The 19,882-nt window shown below is 62.6% G+C and carries 16 protein-coding genes and 1 pseudogene; 12 read left to right on the plus strand and 5 right to left on the minus strand.

From position 1 onward, the window contains the following. Positions 1-55 precede the first annotated feature (55 nt). The 6 genes from CFB43_RS20915 (at position 56) to CFB43_RS20935 (ending at position 9,526) form a co-directional block, all read left to right on the plus strand. Positions 56-568 (plus strand): OmpA family protein, encoded by a 513-nt coding sequence (locus CFB43_RS20915; protein WP_089498090.1) that lies wholly within the window; start codon positions 56-58, stop codon positions 566-568. A gap of 405 nt (positions 569-973) precedes the next feature. Beyond that, a complete protein-coding gene (locus CFB43_RS20920; protein WP_089496400.1) occupies positions 974-3,094 on the plus strand; it encodes a type VI secretion system Vgr family protein in 2,121 nt (706 codons plus the stop codon). A gap of 21 nt (positions 3,095-3,115) precedes the next feature. Then, on the plus strand, positions 3,116-3,538 hold the full coding sequence (locus CFB43_RS20925) for a DcrB-related protein (protein ID WP_089458709.1): 423 nt from the start codon (positions 3,116-3,118) through the stop codon (positions 3,536-3,538). Between the two features lie 7 nt (positions 3,539-3,545). Next, the gene (locus CFB43_RS20930) at positions 3,546-8,033 is read left to right on the plus strand and encodes a DUF6531 domain-containing protein (RefSeq protein ID WP_144023083.1); all 4,488 of its coding nucleotides are present in this window, start codon (positions 3,546-3,548) and stop codon (positions 8,031-8,033) included. 6 nt (positions 8,034-8,039) lie between these two features. Further along, positions 8,040-8,837: a hypothetical protein gene (locus CFB43_RS37860; protein ID WP_144023084.1), complete on the plus strand. Its 798-nt coding sequence runs from the start codon at positions 8,040-8,042 to the stop codon at positions 8,835-8,837. Positions 8,838-9,085: 248 nt separating this feature from the next. Then, a complete protein-coding gene (locus CFB43_RS20935) occupies positions 9,086-9,526 on the plus strand; it encodes a hypothetical protein (RefSeq protein ID WP_256990099.1) in 441 nt (146 codons plus the stop codon). A 469-nt stretch (positions 9,527-9,995) separates the two neighbouring features. Here CFB43_RS20935 and CFB43_RS20945 read toward each other — a convergent pair whose 3' ends face one another. Next, positions 9,996-10,619 (minus strand): hypothetical protein, encoded by a 624-nt coding sequence (locus CFB43_RS20945; RefSeq protein ID WP_089496402.1) that lies wholly within the window; start codon positions 10,617-10,619, stop codon positions 9,996-9,998. Positions 10,620-11,433: 814 nt separating this feature from the next. Between CFB43_RS20945 and CFB43_RS20950 the strand changes: the two genes are divergently transcribed. The 5 genes from CFB43_RS20950 (at position 11,434) to CFB43_RS20970 (ending at position 16,412) form a co-directional block, all read left to right on the plus strand. After that, positions 11,434-12,549: a branched-chain amino acid ABC transporter substrate-binding protein gene (locus tag CFB43_RS20950; protein ID WP_089426904.1), complete on the plus strand. Its 1,116-nt coding sequence runs from the start codon at positions 11,434-11,436 to the stop codon at positions 12,547-12,549. A gap of 182 nt (positions 12,550-12,731) precedes the next feature. Beyond that, positions 12,732-13,658, plus strand: a complete 927-nt coding sequence (livH, locus tag CFB43_RS20955; protein WP_041493199.1) for a high-affinity branched-chain amino acid ABC transporter permease LivH — start codon at positions 12,732-12,734, stop codon at positions 13,656-13,658. A gap of 11 nt (positions 13,659-13,669) precedes the next feature. Continuing rightward, a complete protein-coding gene (locus CFB43_RS20960; RefSeq protein ID WP_089448184.1) occupies positions 13,670-14,941 on the plus strand; it encodes a high-affinity branched-chain amino acid ABC transporter permease LivM in 1,272 nt (423 codons plus the stop codon). Then, on the plus strand, positions 14,938-15,711 hold the full coding sequence (gene livG / locus CFB43_RS20965; protein WP_089496403.1) for a high-affinity branched-chain amino acid ABC transporter ATP-binding protein LivG: 774 nt from the start codon (positions 14,938-14,940) through the stop codon (positions 15,709-15,711). The genes CFB43_RS20960 and livG overlap by 4 nt, the downstream gene beginning before the upstream one ends. Continuing rightward, positions 15,711-16,412, plus strand: a complete 702-nt coding sequence (locus CFB43_RS20970; RefSeq protein WP_039366289.1) for an ABC transporter ATP-binding protein — start codon at positions 15,711-15,713, stop codon at positions 16,410-16,412. Before livG ends, CFB43_RS20970 begins: the two co-directional genes overlap by 1 nt. 82 nt (positions 16,413-16,494) lie before the next feature. Here the strand turns inward: CFB43_RS20970 and CFB43_RS20975 are convergent. From CFB43_RS20975 to CFB43_RS20990, 4 genes and pseudogenes are all read right to left on the minus strand, one after another. Continuing rightward, positions 16,495-16,692: pseudogene (locus CFB43_RS20975) on the minus strand (LysR family transcriptional regulator); the annotation flags it as partial. A gap of 6 nt (positions 16,693-16,698) precedes the next feature. Continuing rightward, the gene (locus tag CFB43_RS20980; protein WP_089475386.1) at positions 16,699-17,106 is read right to left on the minus strand and encodes a DUF2000 family protein; all 408 of its coding nucleotides are present in this window, start codon (positions 17,104-17,106) and stop codon (positions 16,699-16,701) included. A 44-nt stretch (positions 17,107-17,150) separates the two neighbouring features. Next, a complete protein-coding gene (locus CFB43_RS20985; protein ID WP_089496404.1) occupies positions 17,151-18,008 on the minus strand; it encodes an AraC family transcriptional regulator in 858 nt (285 codons plus the stop codon). Between the two features lie 73 nt (positions 18,009-18,081). Beyond that, positions 18,082-18,996, minus strand: a complete 915-nt coding sequence (locus CFB43_RS20990) for an AraC family transcriptional regulator (protein ID WP_089496405.1) — start codon at positions 18,994-18,996, stop codon at positions 18,082-18,084. A 105-nt stretch (positions 18,997-19,101) separates the two neighbouring features. On the opposite strand from CFB43_RS20990, the gene CFB43_RS20995 reads away from it, so the two are divergent. Continuing rightward, positions 19,102-19,851, plus strand: a complete 750-nt coding sequence (locus CFB43_RS20995; RefSeq protein ID WP_089496406.1) for an SDR family oxidoreductase — start codon at positions 19,102-19,104, stop codon at positions 19,849-19,851. The last annotated feature ends 31 nt before the right edge of the window (positions 19,852-19,882 follow it).

Genomic DNA, 19,882 nt, shown 5'->3' on the forward strand with positions numbered 1-19,882 from the left:
GCGGCAGTGGGTGGAAAGCGCGCTCGCGACGCGGGTGCAATCGAAGGGGTCAATGATGAACAACACGTTTCCGGTTGGGCTTGGGCGCATGTGCGTCGGCAGCGCGCTGCTCTGGTGCATGCTGCTGGGAGGCTGCAAGACGCCACCGCCGCTTCATCGTGGATTGACGCAGACGCAGGTCACCGCGCTCAAGTCGGCCGGCTTCCAGGAAACCCAGCAGGGTTTCGAGTTCGGCTCGACCGGGCCGATCCTGTTCGATTTCGATCGCTACAACCTCAAGCCCGATGTGCGGCGGATCGTCGAACGGATCGGTCGCACGCTCCGCTCGGCCGGGATCAACGGGGTACGGGTCTATGGATATTCGGACCAGGAAGGCGTGGACGAGTATGACTTCGAGTTGTCCAGGCGGCGGGCCGAGGTCGTCGCGCTTGAACTGATCGACGTGGGGCTCGATGCGAAGCGCATCGCGGTCGTCGGGAAAGGGAAGAGCGATCCGGTCGGGGACAACAAGACGCCGGGAGGAAGGGCGCAGAACCGGCGGGCGGCGATCGTGGTGTCGCCGCGGTGACCGGGGCGGTTTCCGCGCACGGCGAGAAAGGCATTTGAAGGCTACGGAAGGCATGCGATCGGATGCGACGACCGGCAGCGTGTAGCGGCACGGCAGCGCCTGCCAGCGCGCGTTTCCTTCCCGAGCGCTCGCACTATTTCATCGTGACTGGGGCGATGCTTCGCCCCGTACGGATCTGTCACACGTTTCATGCAGATTGTGTCCCGTTCCGCGCGTGCTGGCGCGGTGATTCGGCATGGGCGCCGCGTCCGGGCGGCCCGGCCGCCGGCCTGTTTCCGGGCTATCGGGGGCCCGAACGGAAACGTTTGCAGGTGTCTTTCACGCGTGGGGATTTTGTCCTACATTATCGGGGCTTCGGGCCGGTCAGCCGGCACCAGGAACCTGAGAACACAAGAAGGAACAAGCATGAGTTTCGCTCCGAACGGGGGTATTCCCACTGGAATGGGCGGTAGTGCGCTCGGCTCGTTGAGCGCGCTCGGCGGTCTCGCCGGCCCGGTTGCGTCGAGTGTCGCCGGCAGCCTTGGGCCGCTCGCGGGCCTGGCCGGGCACGTCGACACCGTCCAGCGCGCGATGCAGCTCGCGCAGACCGGCTTCTCGCTGATGGACAAGACGCCCGGCGCGGTCGCCGAGGCGATCAACGGCGCCGCCAACCCCGCGCGCCTGACCCAGCTCAACCGCTACGTGACGCTCGATACGCCGCTCGGCCCGGACGTGCTGCTGGTCAGCGCCGCCGTCGTCGACGAGCACGTGAACCGGTTGCCGGAGATCCACCTCGACCTGCTGTCGCATCGCCACGACCTGCGCCCCGAGGATCTGATCGGCCAGCAGGTCAAGATCCGGTTCGACCAGCAGGCGCGCCTGTCGACGCTCGAACGCGTCGTCGCATCGGGCGCCGCCGACAACGATCGTTACTTCGACGGCTACGTCGCGTCGTTCGACCGCGCCGGCAACCCCGGCAACGTCACGCAATATCACCTGACGGCGGTGCCGTGGTTCTGGTTCCTGACGCGCTCCACCGACTGCCGGATCTTCCAGAACAAGACCGCGCAGGACATCCTCACCGAGATTTTCCAGGAGCACGGCTTCTCCGACTTCGTGTTCGATATCCGGACGAGCCAGAAGCCGCTCGAGTACGTCGTGATGTACCAGGAGAGCTACTACAACTTCTGCGCGCGGCTGATGGAGCAGGAGGGGCTGGTCTGGACGCACCGCTACGAGAAGGACAAGCACATCCTGGTGATCGGCGATTCGAACCTGCTGTTCCGCCCGATCGACGGGCTCGCGACGGTGCCGTTCGCGGCCACCGAGGCGAGCGAGGACAGCGGCATCGACCAACTGCACGAAGGCCGGCGCTTCGGCGTGGGCAAGGTCACGTTCCGCGACTTCAACCACCAGAATCCGTCGTCGCCGCTGATGCTGGTGGAGGCCGGGCCGCAGAACCTCAAGCACGCGCGGCTCGACGCGACCGAGCGGTTCGAGCACCAGTCGCTGTACGACCACGGCGACGACGGCAACCGCTACGCGCGTTTCGCGATGGAGGCCGAGGAGGCGCAGGCTCATCGCTATACCGGCGGCGGCTACGCGTGGCGCATGACCACGGCGGGCGCCGTCACCGTGGCGAATCACCCGGTGCTCGAGAACAACCAGGAATACGTGATCCTGCACGTGCGTCACGAGGCGGTGAACGACTACACGCAGCACAGCGCGAAGCTGCCGTACCGCAACAGCTTCGCGCTGCTGCCGAAGAAGGTGCCGTACCGGGCGCCGCGCGGCACGCCGAAGCCGGTGATTCACGGCACGCAGTCGGCGATCGTCGTCGGTCCGAAGGGCGAGGAAATCTACACCAACGGCAGCGCCGTGAAGGTGCACTTCCCGTGGGACCGGCGCGGCAAGAAGGATGGCTCCGATTCGATGTGGATACGCGTGTCGCAGCCGTGGGCAGGCGACGGTTGGGGCGCGGCCGCGATTCCGCGGATCAAGCAGGAAGTGCTGGTCGCGTTCAACCAGGGGGACCCGGATAACCCGGTGATCGTCGGTCGCGTGTTCAATGGCGAGCAGGGCAACCCGTATCACGGGGCGGCCGGCCAGACGATGGGGATCAAGAGCCAGACGCACAAGGGGCAGGGGTCGAACGAACTCTTGATGAGCGACGTGAACGGTGCGCAGATGCTCTACATGCACGCGCAGAAGGACATGCATACCGTCGTCGAGGACGCGCAGTGGACACAGGTTCTCAAAGGCGACCGGACTGTCGAGGTGGGGAAGGGCAACCATACGACGGCCGTCGCGGTTGGCAACCTGTCAGACGTTGTCGTGCAGGGCAATACGCTGCATAAGACTCCGCAGGGTGTGCATACAATCGAAGCCAAGGAACTCTGGATCAAGATCGGTGGCGAGGGCGGCACGCGGATCCACATGACGGCTGGCTCGATCGACATCTACAAGGGCGATTCGGTGATTCACCTCGATGACAGCAACATCAATATCCAGGCGTCCCGAACCGACATCAATCCGAAGAACGGCTAACAATAATCAGGATCACAAAGCATGTACCAGATGCAGGAAGGCACGTTGGCGCTGCCCGTGGAGTGGCAGGACAAGACGATGAACGTATTCGTGTCGGCGGCGGCCGGCACGGAGGGCGTGAGTTTCGTGATCACGCGCGAGCGGCTGCCATGGGGAATGAAGTTTGCCGAGTATGTGACAAGCGAAATCCGGAAGGTGGCGAAGCAGGTGCCGGATTATTCCGAGGTCGCAAATGAAGACGCTACGGTGTCCGGGCGCGCCGCGCACGTGCACGAGTTTACGTGGACGAACAATCAGGCGCTGATTCACCAGCGGCTGACGATGGTGGAGTACGGACCGGTCGTCCTGATGCTGACCTTCACTGCTCCCGGTACGTTGAGCGACACCCAGCGCGAACAAATCCGGGCAGTGATTCAGAGCCTTCAGCTGCGCGATCCGATCTGAGGCCGCAATGTCGGACACGCCAAATTTCAACGAGCCGAGCGGCAGCGCACAGGAGCGTCTCGACCGGATCGCCAAGCTGGAGGACGGTGACGCCGCCAAAGCGGCCGAGCAACCGTTTTACGAGAACCTCAACTACGGGATGCTCGGTGCCGACGCGGGCCTGACCACGCTTGAGGGGACGGCAGCCGGGTTGAGTGCGGCGGGTACGGCGTTGGCGGGTGGCGCAACCGGCGGAGCGGCTTTAGGTGCGGGGGCGGTCGCGGCCGGTACGGTGATGCTGCCGCTGGCGATTGCTGTCGGTGGAGCGTGGGCGCTCGACAAAGTCGGTGTGACGGGATGGCTCTCGAAGGAATTCACGCAGGTCGGTGACGCACTGGGCCTCACGATCGGCCGTGGCGATCCGCATCCCGCGTGTATCGGCGATCGGATCGCGCACTCGTCAGGATTTATGGGGATCCTCGCCGGCATTGCCGTAGGGGTCGCGATTGGTGTGGCGGTGGCGGCGACCGTGGCGACAGGCGGACTCGCCGGGGCATTGATCGTCGGCGCGTGCATGGCGGGCGGCCTGACGCTGGGCGGTGCGCTTGCGTCGGCCAGCCAAAGCATGGGCAGCAACTGTGGCGAGATCGTTACCGGCTCGGGCAACGTGTATTTTGAAGGTAAAAAGGTGGCGCGCGTCACGGACCTGGTGAGTTGCGAGCATCATTCCGGCGTGCCGCAGCCACTCGTTGACGGCAGCAAAACCGTGTTCGTCAACGGCCTGCCGCTGGTGCGGATCGGCCACGAAACGCACTGTAGCGGCAAAGTCAATTCGGGGCGTAACAGCATCTGGATCGACAAGACGACCGGACACTACGGCCCGAAGAACCCGGAGTTGTCCGCGACTCAGGAATTCCTGGCGGGTTTGCTCGGGGGGATAGTCGGCGGCGGTGTCGGAAAATTCGCCGGCAAGGGGTTGCGCGATAGATTCAGGCCCGAGCCCACCCGATCCGCCGAACAGAGCGGCGTCAAGGACGAGAATCGACCGAAGTGCAAGGATCCGGTTGATCCGGTATCCGGAGAAATGCTGGAGATTCGTACCGATCTTGCCATTCCCGGAATCTTGCCCCTTGAGTTCAAACGACGCTATCGGACTCGATCGGACGACCATGGATTGCTCGGTCACCGCTGGTCGGATAACTGGTCGCAGCAATTGACGTTCGCCGACGGTCGCTTCGTGCGATTTCACGACGGTGCAGGTCTTGTGATCGGCTTTGACGCGCCGGATATGGCGCTCAACGGCATCAATCTGCGCGAGCCACGTTATCGGCTGGTCGGCAGCCGGCTCGAGCCGCGTATCTTCGATCGCGATACGCGGCAACTGCGTATTTTCTCGCCTCTCGTCTACGGCAGTTCTTCTCGCCTCGAGCGGATCGAGGACCTCGACGGTAACGCGATCGTTCTTTCTTACGACTCTACTGGCCGTTTGAGCGGCATGGCTCATAGCGATGGCTATCGGCTCGAGGTGACCTATCACGGGTACGACCGTCGCCTGCAAAGGATCGTTCTTCACGATGCGGACGGGGATTCCCGAACACTCGTGGACTACGACTACCAGAACGGCATGCTCACCCATGTGGCGAGCTTCCAGTTTGGGCAGTTCCATTACGCGTACGACGAACACGGATGGATGACCCAATGGCGAGATACCGATCAGACCGATGTCCGATATCGGTACGACACGGCGGGCCGTGTTGTCGAGACCGGTACACGGCAGGGCTATCACACGGGGCGGTTCATTTACGAAACCGGTCGCACACGCGTGAGTGATGTCGATGGCGAATGGATCTACGACTATAACGATGACGGTCTTGTAACGGCCGAAACCGATCCGCTTGGCCATTGCGTGCGCTCGGAATGGGAACTCGGTCGTTTGATGGCACGGATCGATCAACTGGGGCGCAAGACGGATTATCACTATGACGATTTCGGCCAGCTGATTTCGGTAACCGAAAGTTCTGGACGCACGATTGGCTTCGAATACGATGACGCACAGCTCCTTATTGCGGCGGGTTTGCCAAACGGCGGCCAGATCCAGCTCGAATACGATCATCTGCGGCGGTTGATCGCGCGCACTGAACCAGATGGCATCAAGACGACTTATCGTTATGGCCAAAATGGCGAACTGCTCCGCATAATCGCTGGCGATCGCGAGACCCGCTTCGACTACGACGACCGTTTGCGACTCACCGTTATCGAATTGCCGACCGGTGCGCGTTTCAGGCGCAAGATTGACGTGCTGGGTCGAGTGCTGGAGGAAACGTCGCCCGACGGGCATGTGACCCGTTATGAGTATGCCGACGGCCCTGCCAATCCGCGAGGTATGCTGAGTACGATCACACATCCGGATGGCTCGGAAGTGCGAGTGCGATATAACAGTGAGGGCCTGCCGGTCGAATGGGTCGATCCGATCGGGCGTACGACTCAGCGCACCTACGGCCCATTTGATCTGCTCACGGCATCGATTGACGCGGCTGGTCATACAACGCAATTTGAGTACGACCATGCGACGCGCTTGACGAAGGTCATTAACGCATTGGGTGAGACCTACACGTACCGTTACGATGCGGCCGGACGTCTCGTATCCGAGATCGACTGGGGCGGTCGCACGACAGATTACGAGCGCGATGCAACCGGTCGTCTGCTTGTGAAGACGTTGCCCGATGGTGGGCGGTGGCATTACGCATACGATGCATACGACCGGCTCATCGAGGTCGATGCCGGGGATGTGAAGCTTGCTTACCGGTACGACAAGGGCGGACGGTTGGAATCGGCTGAGGCGGCAGGTGAGCACTCTCGTCTGACGCGCTTCGCCTACGACAAGAACGGACGTCTGATCGGCGAAGATCAGCATGGCGAACTGCTAAGGCACGTCTACGACGCGGATGGGCAGCGGCGTCTTCGGATGACGCCGCGACGGGAAACAGCTTACGCGTACGATGCGTTGGGTGCGTTGACTCAAGTGGGTGGACTTACGATTCAACGCGACGGCCAGGGGCGCGAAATTGGCCGGCAAGCGGGGCAGTTCGTTACGCAACAGCAATACGATTCGCTCAGCCGCATCCGTCGGCAGATCGCAGGCCCTGTCGTAGCGTTCAATTCCTTGCAAACCGACCCCGCACTCGCGCTTGAGCAACTCACGCGGCACGTCTATCACTACGACGCGGCGGGACAACTGGAACGTGTTGATACGGACGCCGATACGCTTACATACCGACGTGATGTTCGCGGCCAGATCGTCTCGGCCGAAAGTCTGCTACATCCGGCCGAGCACTTCCGTTACGACGCGGCGATGAACATCGCCGCGCATGGCCGGCAGGATCCTGTAGATGTCCACCATTATGGCAAGGGCGGTCTGCCCGAACGAATTGGCTATGCCCGCTATCGGTACGACGCGCGTGGCCGTACGATCGAGAAGACGGTTGATCAGCCCGGGTTCCGGCCTCAGACGTGGCAATACACCTGGGATGGCCTCAATCGTCTTATAAAGGTCGTGACGCCCAAATGTGGCGTCTGGGTCTATCGCTACGATGCCTTCAATCGCCGGATCGAGAAGCAGCAGATCGGCGCGCGCGAAACGGTGAAGTTTTTGTGGGACGGTTCGATGCTGGCCGAGCGCTGGATCGAGCAGCGGGATGGTACGACAGGACAAGTGGTGACGTGGCACATTGAGCCAGGAAGCTTCTCGCCGCTAGCACAGGAGACAAATGATGGTCTCTACCCTATCCTGACGGATCAGGTCGGCTGTGCGAAGGCGGTATTCGACGTACGTGGCAAGACGGTCTTTAGAGCCGCTCATTCGCTCTGGGGAAAAATGCTGCCGGTGCGAGGCGCTGCCAACGATGGCGAAGTCGTACCGATCGATGCGACATTGAGGTTTCCGGGACAATGGTGGGACGAGGAATCGGGCCTCCACTACAACCTGCATCGCTATTACGACCCCGACTCAGGACAGTACCTGAGCGTTGATCCGCTGGGACTTGCAGGTGGATTCCGGACTCAGGGTTATGTTCATGAACCGAATGAGTGGGTCGATCCGTTCGGATTGCAGCAATGCCCCGAGCGGGAAGTTAATGGAACGAAGATATACGGTAAAGGGCAAAAGGACGGAACGCCGGGACATGACCAGTTTTCAGAGGTAATTGCTAACAAACTGGCGATGAGTGGGAAATTCAAGGAAATATATCTGAATCGATCGTATAATTTTGCAACAGATAATGCCGTTTCGGCACGGCGTCCCGACATTATGGCGGTAGATGTCAATGGTAAGGTGCACGCTATCGAAATGGCATCCCGTACTGATATGGGGGCAAAGTTGCGTACGCTAACGTCGCGAAATTATGATGCGATGCAGAATCTTCCTCCGAATGCGAGAGGTGATATTCTGGTGTTTGAGCATCCGTATGATGCGCAAGCGATAAAAGCTGACTTGGATAATTTGATATCAGGAATCTGAGAAGAGATGAACACTGGAATCGTAATTTACGGAACCGATCCGACTCAGGCCGCCTCTGCTCTGTCAATGGCTGAAAACCTGTTTCGTCAATTCGGCGAAGAGGCGGCCAAGGCGATGTTTCTGGAATTCGTCGTTCGGAATGGTGAGAGATTTGTTGAGGATCATGAGATATCTCTTGCTGAATTGAAGGTGAAAGTTTTGGCCGGCGAGGCTGCCGCGTTTCAGATAAGTAACGATGGAGGAGCCGGTGGCGGCTTGTCTATTTCATTTGGTCACAATGTCCCTGAATTCGAGGGATTTTCGTTTGTTGATGTTCAAATCAGTGATTCCGTTTATAAAGTAAATAAAGAAGTGGAGGTTTTTCTGGAGGAGGCTGTGGCGCGTGTGAGTTTTAAATATGCCATCGCATACGATGCAGTAAATATGACGGCAGCTTATAAATATTCAAGTGGTGTAAATCTAACAAGAATATTTCCTTTCGAAAATACGTCTCTTTTCACGAAGGATCTCCCTGGCAGGGTGCCGGGATCGGCGAGCTATGAAGGTGTAAAGCTCCGGATGGTTTACCCCCTGAATGTTCTCAACGAGCAGCACCTGGGGATTCGTGTCAACGATATTTCCTTGAGAGAGTGGATTGGAGCTGATCCACGTCGAGGATCGTTGAAAAATATCTCAAACAAAATGTGGCTCTGGTCGGTCAAGGAGTCGGACTTGCTCGAAATCAACAACGCTTGTGGAGAGGCGGGAATATTGCTCGCCTGGCAAAAAACTCAAGCGAATAAGCCGGCTCGAAAGCTGCCTTGAGCTTGTTTACGGACCGGCTGCAATCGTAAGCGATTCGGCTGATTCATATTTGCGCGTTTGAAGGGGCTGTCGAGTCGATGGATAACGCCGCCTTTTGTATGTGAAAAACCATTGCTGGCCAGTGGGTAGCGACCGGACCGGACGGGGTTGAGCTGCAGCCTGAGCCGGTACTACTGACCTTGCCCAGTCGACGATATTAGCCGTAAGTTTGTGGGCTAGCCTCAGGAATACCTCAGAGGGAAAGGTCAGTGGATCAGGATATTCAGGAGATGTTTCGCCGCTATCGCGATCGAGATATCGATTTGCAGCAACTGCGTGTGTGGCTGGGCAACGAAAGTGCTCGTGTTGAGGCGCAAATTCCACGAGATCAATTACTCAAGCTCAGACGAGGAAGTGAAGCCCGGAGCAATGGAGTGATCGCGCAGTTACTTCCAGCGTGCGAGTACTGTCTGGCAGTTGGCTCGCCCAAACAGTTCGAATCACGCCTGGAATATCAACAATATTCGCAACGTCGCGATACTGCTGTTACCAGCGGAGTCCTCGCGGATATTGCTCCGCCTCGTTTTGATTCTGAGGGGCCAGGGTCGGCAGGATCTGCAATGTATTACCGCTGTACTCGATGTCATGCGATTTGGGCATTCGTTGAGCCGGAGAAGGCGGAAAACGGGGCGTGGGATAGGGATTTTTAAAGTTCGAAAGTGAGTGATGCTGCTTGCGAGCGGCGGTGGAGTTCAATCCGGATGGCGTCAATCAAATGTATTTAGGAGGGTTTTGAATTGAGTCGGCTTGAACAGTACTACGCGGGCGACGATAGCTGGAAGGGGTTCTCCGACCTATTCGCGAAATATGAGGGTTTGCCGGAGGTCCAGGATCTTGCGAAGGATCTAAATGGGCAACTTGATCTTGCGTATACGATCTACTGGGTTGCCGGTCCAAAATCTGCACAGAAGTGGATAAATTCGAATGTCCCGGCGCTCGACAACATTCGCCCCATAGATTGCACTGGAAACCCGGAGTTGATCAAGCGTTTGCGCGAATGTCTAATGCGCATGCCGTCGTAACGGCGACGATGACTGTTACGTCCATTTCGCGATGGAGGCGCGGCATAGGTCTGTGGCCATACCGGCGTCCAGGGTAACCACAGACGTCCCCCGCGCCTCACCAATCGATATTACAAGACGACCGCGACGTCCCCGCACCGCCGGTAGCCGTGCACTTCGTCCCCGCGCCGTTGTCATAGAACGTCCGCGTTTCCGGTTGCGGCACCGAAGGATCGAACGGATTCGGTGCGCCATTTGGACCGCGCGGGGCATCATACGGACGCTGCGGCGCATACGAACCGCCACTACCAGCAGGCCGCGATCCGTTAGCGCGCAGGTATTCATTCCAGTTCTCCGCGCGCTGTTCATATCCAGGCACCGCGCGACCAAAACTATCGCTGCCACCCGCGCCGAGCGCGACTCGGTTCGACGGCAATACAAAATCGGGCTCGTGCTCAACCGCAGGCGTCGGCGCTACAAGCGCATCGCCCGTCACCCGCAACGGCCGCGTATCCGGCGTATCGAACGGACTGCGCTCCGCCGGCGCAGCGTATTCCAGGCGATCGTGGCCCATCCGTGCCGCATGCCCGTCATCCCGAGCCGCAGCCCTACGCTCCGACCGAAACACATTGGCACCCACCGACCGATCGGTCAGCGAGTCGCGCCCGGAAGCATCGACAGCAGAAACAGAAAACGCACAAGCAAGCGCGGCGGCGGAAGAGAGGCAGAAAGGGTGATTCATCAGCGTTCCGAAGCAGGTGATATGCGATGAGAAGAAAAACGGCAGATCACTGGCTGGCGGCTGGGCGACGGACGGGCGTCGGAGCGGCCCTGAAGCGGCTGCGAGGCGCGGCGTATGCGACTCACAGGAAAGCTGGCTGGATTGCAGAAGCGAATTCGCATTATTTCATAAAAATAACAACGAGCTTCCAAATGTTTAGTTTTATTTGTAAACAGTAGGATTGACCGCTTCGACCGACCACCCCAAGTTGGTGCCAACCCAATCAATCATCAGTCGATTGATTGTCGATGATCGGACCCTTAGCAGCCCGAAAACGCGCCACACGAAATCCGAGACCGCCAAAAGCCAAGCGCAGCAAGGCACCCATCCAATCAGCCCCACCTAATAGCAACCCAATTGCACCCCAGGCAAACGTTCCCACCCCTCAACCGGTTGCGCCCCCATCGCCACCACCACCCCCAAAACCCTCCGTGTTTTCCCTCGGTCGACCGGCATTTTTGACAGACGATTTAAAAACGCCCATATAATTTCGACTGCCTTGCCAATGGCTGTCGGACCATCCCTCCGAACAAGCGATTTGGCAAGCGGGGCAGGCGAAACGCTTGCGCAATGCAAGACGCATCACGATGTCTTTCCGAACCAGACGTCCCCTTTCGGGGACTGCAAGAGCCGGGCCCCGCTACGCAACATTCCGCTGGAGTTCCGTCTTCTATGTGTCTCGGGCGTGTCCCATGTCCTCGCCCCGGGTGCTGTTCGATTGCGCAAGTCATGCCGCCTTTGCCCGTATGACTAAACAACATCGAGGAGCTCCCAGATGACGCTGTCCCGTCTTACGTCCATTTCCGCCGCCGTGCTGTTCGCCGCCGGCGCCGCCGCCGCGCAAGCGGAAACCGTGAAGATCGCCATCGCTGGTCCGATGAGCGGTTCGGTCGCCCAATACGGCGACATGGTGAAGGCCGGCGCGCTGACCGCGATCGAGCAGGTCAACGCTGCAGGCGGTGCGGGCGGCAACAAGCTCGAAGTCGTGATGATGGACGACGCATGCGAACCGAAGCAGGCCGTCGCCGTCGCCAACAAGATCGTCAGCCAGAAGATCAAGTACGTGATCGGCCACGTGTGCTCGGGTTCAACGATCCCGGCCTCCGACATCTACGAGAACGAAGGCATCGTGATGGTCACGCCGTCGGCCACCGCGCCGCAGCTGACCGAAGGCAAGAAGCGCCACTTCATCTTCCGCACGATCGGCCGTGACGACCAGCAAGGCCCGGCCGCCGCGCACTACATCATCAACAACGTGAAGCCGAAGAAGGTCGCGGTCCTGCACGACAAGCAGTCGTACGGCCAGGGCATCGCATCGTCGGTGAAGAAGGACCTCGAAGCCGCGAAGATCCCGGTCGTCCTGTTCGAAGGCATCAACGCCGGCGATTCGGACTACTCGGCGATCATCACGAAGCTGAAGTCGCAAGGCGTCGACTTCGTCTACTTCGGCGGCTACCACCCGGAAATGGGCCTGCTGATGCGCCAGGCGCGCGAGCAGGGCGTGAAGGCCACGTTCATGGGGCCTGAAGGCGTGGGCAACAAGGACGTGACGGCGATCGCCGGCCCAGCCTCGGAAGGCATGCTCGTCACGCTGCCGGCCGACTTCTCGGCCGATCCGGCCAACGCGGCGCTCGTGAAGGCGTTCGCGGACAAGAAGCGCGACCCGAACGGCCCGTTCCAGATGCCGTCGTACGCCGCGGTGAAGATCATCGCCGACTCGATCGCCGGAGCGAAGACGACCGATCCGACCAAGGTCGCCGCGTACATGCACAAGACGACGTTCGACACGCCGATCGGCAAGGTCGCGTATGACGCACAGGGCGACCTGAAGGCGTTCAAGTTCGTCGTGTACACGTGGCACAAGGACGCGACGAAGACCGCCGCCAAGTAAGACGGAGTACCCGCCCGCGCACGCCGCCCTGTCCGAGACCCGGACGGGGCGGGTGCGTATTGGCCGCGCATCTGCCCATTGCGCGGCCATGGGGCGGCCCGAGACGACACCGTGCGTTGCGCGCGGCCACGCCGTGATCCGGCGACGGCAGGCGACACGACGCCAACGGGAGCTTCCCGCACATGACTGACTTCTTTCCTCAATTCGCCCAGCAGCTGGTCAACGGCCTGACGCTGGGTGCGATCTATGCGTTGATCGCCATCGGCTATTCGATGGTCTACGGCATCATCGGCATGATCAACTTCGCCCACGGCGAGATCTACATGATCGGCGCGTACGTGGGCCTCGTGACCCTCACGGCCATCGGTATCTCCGCCGGCTATCCGCTGCCGCTCGTGCTCGGCGCCGCACTGATCGTGTCGGTGATTGTCACGGGGCTGTACGGCTTCGCGGTCGAACGCGTCGCGTATCGCCCGCTGCGCGGCGGCCCGCGCCTCGTCCCGCTGATCTCCGCGATCGGCATGTCGATCTTCCTGCAGAACTACGTGCAGATCGGCCAGGGCGCGCGCGACGTGTCCGTGCCGGTGCTGATCTCCGGCGCGTTCGACATCCATCTCGGCGGCGATTTCGACGTGACCATCCCGTATTCGCGCCTGATGATCGTCTGCGTGACGCTCGTGCTGATGATCGCGCTCACGCTGTTCATCTCGCATTCGCGGATGGGCCGTGCGTGCCGCGCATGCGCCGAGGACATGAAGATGGCGAACCTGCTCGGCATCGACACGAACCGCGTGATCTCGTTCACGTTCGTGCTCGGCGCGATGCTGGCCGCCGTCGGCGGCGTGCTGATCGGGCTGACGATCGGCAAGCTGAATCCGTATATCGGCTTCGTCGCGGGCATCAAGGCGTTCACTGCCGCGGTGCTTGGCGGGATCGGCAGCATCCCGGGCGCGATGCTCGGCGGCGTGCTGCTCGGCCTCGCTGAAACCTTCGCCGCAGGCTACATGCCGGCCGAGTACAAGGACGTCGTCGCGTTCGGCCTGCTCGTGCTGATCCTGCTCTTCCGCCCGACCGGCCTGCTCGGCAAGTCGGACATCGAAAAGGTTTGAGGGAGACGCAGATGAGTCAAGTCATTTCCGTTCGCCGCCCGGCCGCCGACGCTTCGATCGGCCAGGCGCTGAAAAATGCCGTGGCCGCCGCGTTCCTGACGGCGATCCTCACGATTCCGGTGCTCGGGCTGCAGCTGAAGCTCGAAGGCTACCAGGTGGTGCTCACGCCGCACTGGCGGCCGGTGTGGATCGCGGTCGCGGGCGTGTTCCTGTTCCAGCTGTTCAAGCCGTGGCTCGTGCGCGCGAAATCGTCGGTGAAGCTGCCGGCCATGCCCGCGATGGGTGCGCAGCAGCAGCGCGTGATCGTCTGGGTGCTGCTCGCGGTCGGGCTCGTGTGGCCGTTCTTCGGTTCGCGCGGCGCGGTGGACGTCGCGACGCTCGCACTGATCTACGTGATCCTCGGCCTCGGGCTGAACATCGTGGTCGGTTTCGCGGGGCTGCTGGATCTCGGCTATGTCGGGTTCTACGCGGTCGGCGGCTATACGTACGCGATGCTGAACCAGTACTTCGGGCTGTCGTTCTGGGAATGCCTGCCGCTCGCCGCGATCGCGGCCGCGACGTTCGGCTTCCTGCTCGGCTTCCCGGTGCTGCGGCTGCGCGGCGACTATCTCGCGATCGTCACGCTCGGCTTCGGCGAAATCATCCGCCTGCTCGCGAACAACCTGACGAGCCTGACGGGCGGCCCGGACGGCATCTCGGGCATCCCGAAGCCGACCGTGTTCGGCTACGAGATGGCGCGCAGCGCGAGCGTTGAAGGCGCGAAGACCTTCCATGAACTGATCGGGCTGGAATACAGCGGCGACCATGTGGTGATCTTCCTGTACCTGCTCGCGCTCGTGCTGGTGGGCTTCACGCTGTTCGTGACCAGCCGCCTGATCCGCATGCCGATGGGCCGCGCGTGGGAAGCGCTGCGCGACGACGAGATCGCGTGCCGTTCGCTGGGACTGAACCCGACGCGCATCAAGCTGTCGGCGTTCACGCTCGGTGCGGCGTTCGCCGGTATCGGCGGCGCGTTCTTCGCGGCGCGCCAGGGCCTCGTGAATCCTGAATCGTTCACCTTCATCGAATCGGCGCTGATCCTCGCGATCGTCGTGCTCGGCGGAATGGGCTCGCAGCTCGGCGTGATTCTCGCGGCGATCCTGCTGACCGTGCTGCCGGAAGTCGCGCGCGGCTTCGCCGAGTACCGGATGCTGATCTTCGGTCTCGTGATGGTGTTGATGATGATGTGGCGTCCGCAGGGCCTGCTGCCCGCGAGCCGTCCCCACGTGGAGCTGCCGCAATGAGCGCGAATACGGAACTGTTGAAGGTCGCCGGGCTGCAGATGCGCTTCGGCGGGTTGCTCGCGGTGGACGGGATCGATTTCGACGTGCGTCGCGACGAGGTGTTCGCGATCATCGGGCCGAACGGCGCGGGCAAGACCACGGTGTTCAACTGCGTCGGCGGCTTCTACAAGCCGACCGGCGGCGACGTCGTGCTCGACGGCCACGCGATTGGCGGGCTGCCGAGCCACAAGATCGCGTTGAAGGGCCTCGTGCGGACGTTCCAGAACATCCGCCTGTTCAAGTCGCTGACCGTCGTCGAGAACCTGCTCGTCGCGCAGCACCGCAAGGTGAAGGCGGGGCTGCTGCCCGGCCTGTTCTCGACGCCCGCGTATCGCCGTGCCGAGCAGGAAGCGCTCGAACGCGCGGCCGTGTGGCTCGACCGGATGGGGCTGACATCGGTCGCCAACCGGCCGGCGGGCACGCTGTCGTACGGGCACCAGCGGCGTCTGGAGATCGCGCGCTGCATGATCACCGAGCCGCGCCTGCTGATGCTCGACGAGCCGGCGGCCGGCCTCAACCCGCAAGAGAAGATTGAGCTGCAGCACCTGATCGACAAGCTGCGCCGCGAGTTCGGCGTATCGGTGCTGCTGATCGAACACGACATGAGCCTCGTGATGGGCGTGTCCGACCGCATCCTCGTGATGGAGCACGGCCGGCCGATCGTGATCGGCACGCCGGAAGCGGTCCGCAACGACCCGCGCGTGATCAAGGCGTATCTGGGGGAAGAGTGATGCTGAAGCTGGAACAGGTCCATACGCACTACGGCGCGGTCGAGGCGCTCGCGGGCGTGTCGATCGAGGTGAACAAGGGCGAGATCGTCACGCTGATCGGCAGCAACGGTGCCGGCAAGACGACGCTGATGATGACCGTGTGCGGCACGCCGCGCGCGTCGTCGGGCCGCGTGCTGTTCGAGGGCAAGGACATCACCGCGATGTCGACGCACCAGATCATGCGGCAGGGGATGGCGATCTCGCCGGAAGGGCGGCGCGTGTTCCCGAGCCTCACGGTGCTCGAGAACCTGAAGATGGGCGGCTTCTTCGCGAGCCGCCACGAGATCGACGACGGCATCGAGCACGTGTTCAAGCTGTTTCCGCGCCTGAAGGAACGGGCGACGCAGCGGGCCGGCACGATGTCGGGCGGCGAACAGCAGATGCTGGCGATTGGCCGCGCGCTGATGAGCAAGCCGCGTCTGCTGCTGCTCGATGAGCCGACGCTCGGCCTCGCGCCGCTCGTGATCGCGCAGATCTTCGACATCATCCGCACGATCCGCGACGAAGGCGTCACGGTGTTCCTCGTCGAGCAGAACGCGAACAAGGCGCTGGGTGTGGCCGATCGCGGCTACGTGCTCGAAACGGGGCGCGTGGTGCTCGCCGATACGGGCGCGAACCTGCTCGCGAACGACCGCATCAAGCAGGCCTACCTCGGCGGTTGATGCCGAACGCCGCCGGCCTGCAACGGGCCGGCGGCGCTTCCTGTTTTGCTTTCTCATGCAAGGCCGGTTCCCGGCCTTGTCTTCATCCGATCCGGAACGTGCTTTTCAGAACGTCGCGCAGACGCAGCGCGGCGCGATTGCTGTCGTCCGTCAGGATGGTGATCAGGTGCGGCGGGAGATCGGGCAGCACGATCCCGGCGACGTGGCTCGTCAGGTTGCCGGACACGCGATCGTGTTCGATGAGGCCGACCGCGAGGCCATTCGCGATACGCGCCTCGACGGTGCATCACGCATGCAACGCCAACCCCTTCACCGCCTTGTCGACCGCCTTCTTCGGCCCGCGCAGCGCCAGCCCGACGAAGTCGAGATTCTCCGCATCGCCGGCCCGAAACACGTCGCGGTTGGCCGCGTCGTGCCCGGTCGAAAACATCGCGTGCACGTAGGGCACGATCGTGAGTTCGCGCGACAGCGCCTGCCGGTGCGCGGCCTGCAGGCCATTCAGGTCGGCCGAGAACACCAGCATCGGCTGGCCCAGCATGCGGCCGTAGCGGCGTCCTGCCGCATCCTCGTAAGGCTCGCCGAGCGCTTCGGGTGCTTCGGCCGCGACGCCCGTCGCGAGAAACGCGACGACATTGAGTTTTTGCCACGCCGCGAGATCGTCGCGCACGATCAGCGCTACCTTGGTATCGAACATGAGTGCTCCTTGTAGAGGCGCTCATGATCGGCTGCCGCGCGCGATCAGTCTGGAACGTTTGTGCAGAGTTGCCGGTAAGCGGCCGGCGTGATCCGGTACGCGCGGCGGAACCAGCGGCCCAGGTGGCTCTGGTCGGCGAAGCCGACGTCCGCGGCCGCCTGCGCGGGCGTGCGGCCGGCCGCCAGCAGCCGGCGCGCGACACGCAGCCGCAAGCGCACCAGGTACGCGTGCGGCGACGTGCCGAACGCACGCTGGAACAGCCGCGTCAGCCGGAACCGGTCGATCCCGGCGACATGCGCGAGTTCGTCGAGCCCGATGTTGCCGTCCATGTGTTCATGCAGCAGATCGCGCACGCGTGCGATCGCGGGCGGCACGACGGCGCTTTCCAGCACGAGCGGGCCGCGCAGTTCACCGCCGAGCCGGATCAGCAGGCGGTCGAGCGTCTGGTCGCGCGCGAGCTTGCCTTCGTTGCCGTGGATCGCGAGAAACGCCTGGCGGATCGCGTCGACGAGGCCGCGATCGTCGACGAGCGTATGGCCGAACGACGCCTCGACGCCGCCGAGGCCCGGCAGGTCCAGCCGGCGCGCGGCGCGCTCGACCCACGCTTGCGGCAGGTACAGCATCCCGTAGGTGAAGCCGCCGGCTTCGGGCGCGTGGCCGTCGTGCAGCGCGCCCGGTTCGATCAGGATCGCGCGGCCCGGCACGCTCGTATGCACCGACCGGTGGCACTGGAATTGCTGGACGCCCTGTTCGGTGAAACCGACCAGCATGTCGTCGTGATCGTGCGCATCGTAGGCATGGCCGTTGAAATGCGCATGCAGGCTTTCGATGCCGGTTTCCGCATCGCGCCGCGCGACGAGCCAGTGGTCGAGTGCGCCGGCGTCCTTTGCCGTTGTCGTCATCGAGTGCCTCGTGCGTTGCCGTCGCGTGACGGAGCGTGACCGCAGGTCGCGGGAGGGCGATGGCGGACGCGGGTCATTCGTCGCTCGCTGCGCGTTCGTCGCGCGCATATTGCGCGGGCGGCCGGCCGACGTGGCGCGTGAACGCGACGCTGAAGGTGCTCGCGGAACTGTAGCCGACGCGCCCGGCGATCTCCGCGATGCGGCCCTCGTCGCGACGGAGCAGGTTTTTCGCGAGCGCCATGCGCCACGTGAGCAGGTATTCCATCGGCGCGACGCCGACCGCGCGGCTGAAGCGTTCGAAGAAGGTCGAGCGCGACAGCGCCGCTTCCTTCGCCAGCTCGACGATCGTCCACGGATGCGCGGGGCGTTCGTGCATCCGACGGAGCGCGGCGGCCAGTCGGCTGTCGGCGAGCCCGCGCACGAGGCCGGGCGACGCATCCGTGCCGGCCGAGAATCGCAATGCCTCGATCAGCAGCACTTCCACGAGACGCGACAGCACGAGTTCGCGCGCGGGCCGCTGCGCACGCGATTCGTCCCGCACCAGTTGCACGAGCGTGGTCAGGCGCGGTTCGCCGCGCACGTGCACGTATTGCGGCAGCAGCGACACCAGCAGCGCAGCGTCGGGCGAACTGAAGCTGCAATGGCCGGCCATCATGCGCGTGTCGACCGGGCGGTCCGCGTCGCCGATCCGGTATTCGCCGTTGTCGAGCACGACCGGGGTGGCCGTTTCGACACCCGGCGGCGGCAGTTCGAAGCTGGATATCGAGACGCCGTAGGCAGCCGGAATCAACACGAAATCGCCGGGCAGCAGCGCGATCGGCGGATGTCCGTCGATCGCGACCCGGCACCCGCCATCCAGGACCACGCAATAGAACGGCTCGCCGGCGACCGTCCGGCTGATGCGCCAGGGGCTCGCGCCGTGAACCAGCTTGGAATACCGGGTGCTCGGCTGCAGCAGCGTCACGACCTCGGCCAACGGATCGATCATCGCCGGACTCTCGCAAATGAAAATCGGATTTTAGATTGTAGCGAATACGGATCCGGCCATCTATCGTACGAACACATGCTCAACACGTCACAGGAGTGAGTTCGCATGAAGACCGTACTGATCACCGGCTGTTCCTCCGGCTTCGGCCTCGAGATTGCCCGCTACTTCCTGGCCCGCGACTGGCAGGTCGTCGCGACGATGCGTACGCCGCGCGAGGACGTGCTGCCGCCGTCGCCGAACCTGCGCGTGCTGGCGCTCGATGTCACGAACCCCGACAGCATCCGCGCGGCGATCGACGCCGCCGGCCCGATCGACGTGCTCGTCAACAATGCAGGTTTCGGCGCGGCCGCACCGGCCGAACTGATGCCGATCAACACCGTGCGCGCGCTGTTCGAGACCAACACGATCGGCACGATCGCGGTGACGGAAGCCGTGCTGCCGCAGTTGCGCCGGCGTGGGGCCGGCGTCGTCGTGAACGTCACGTCGAGCGTCACGCTGAAGGTGCTGCCGCTGCTCGCCGCCTATCGCGCCAGCAAGGCGGCGGTCAATGCGTACACCGAATCGATGGCGCTCGAACTCGCGCCGTTCGGCGTGCGTGCGCATCTCGTGCTGCCGGGGCGTGCGCCCGACACGCGTTTCGCCGACAACGCGCGCGCGCACATGCACGGCTTCGAGCACGAGGCTTATGCGGAATTTGCCGCGGCGGTCTTTGCGCGCATCGTCGACGAATCCGCGCCGGTCACCCATGCGCAGGACGTCGCCGAAGCGGTATGGCGCGCGGCGACCGATCCGTCGAGCCCGATGCGCATTCCGGCCGGCGCCGATGCCATCGCGTGGGCGGCGGAAGCGGGCTGATCGATCGCGCTTGCGCGACGGGGGGAAGGGC

The sequence above is a fragment of the Burkholderia sp. AU15512 genome (assembly GCF_002223325.1).
Classification (GTDB): Bacteria; Pseudomonadota; Gammaproteobacteria; order Burkholderiales; family Burkholderiaceae; genus Burkholderia.

Coding starts and splice junctions, on each gene's coding strand:
- CFB43_RS20950 (WP_089426904.1), top strand. CDS start 11,434: ATGACGCTGTCCCGTCTTACGTCCATTTCCGCCGCCGTGCTGTTCGCC.
- CFB43_RS20925 (WP_089458709.1), top strand. CDS start 3,116: ATGTACCAGATGCAGGAAGGCACGTTGGCGCTGCCCGTGGAGTGGCAG.
- livH (WP_041493199.1), top strand. CDS start 12,732: ATGACTGACTTCTTTCCTCAATTCGCCCAGCAGCTGGTCAACGGCCTG.
- CFB43_RS20980 (WP_089475386.1), bottom strand. CDS start 17,106: ATGTTCGATACCAAGGTAGCGCTGATCGTGCGCGACGATCTCGCGGCG.
- CFB43_RS20960 (WP_089448184.1), top strand. CDS start 13,670: ATGAGTCAAGTCATTTCCGTTCGCCGCCCGGCCGCCGACGCTTCGATC.
- CFB43_RS20920 (WP_089496400.1), top strand. CDS start 974: ATGAGTTTCGCTCCGAACGGGGGTATTCCCACTGGAATGGGCGGTAGT.
- CFB43_RS37860 (WP_144023084.1), top strand. CDS start 8,040: ATGAACACTGGAATCGTAATTTACGGAACCGATCCGACTCAGGCCGCC.
- livG (WP_089496403.1), top strand. CDS start 14,938: ATGAGCGCGAATACGGAACTGTTGAAGGTCGCCGGGCTGCAGATGCGC.
- CFB43_RS20985 (WP_089496404.1), bottom strand. CDS start 18,008: ATGACGACAACGGCAAAGGACGCCGGCGCACTCGACCACTGGCTCGTC.
- CFB43_RS20945 (WP_089496402.1), bottom strand. CDS start 10,619: ATGAATCACCCTTTCTGCCTCTCTTCCGCCGCCGCGCTTGCTTGTGCG.
- CFB43_RS20970 (WP_039366289.1), top strand. CDS start 15,711: ATGCTGAAGCTGGAACAGGTCCATACGCACTACGGCGCGGTCGAGGCG.
- CFB43_RS20915 (WP_089498090.1), top strand. CDS start 56: ATGAACAACACGTTTCCGGTTGGGCTTGGGCGCATGTGCGTCGGCAGC.
- CFB43_RS20995 (WP_089496406.1), top strand. CDS start 19,102: ATGAAGACCGTACTGATCACCGGCTGTTCCTCCGGCTTCGGCCTCGAG.
- CFB43_RS20930 (WP_144023083.1), top strand. CDS start 3,546: ATGTCGGACACGCCAAATTTCAACGAGCCGAGCGGCAGCGCACAGGAG.
- CFB43_RS20990 (WP_089496405.1), bottom strand. CDS start 18,996: ATGATCGATCCGTTGGCCGAGGTCGTGACGCTGCTGCAGCCGAGCACC.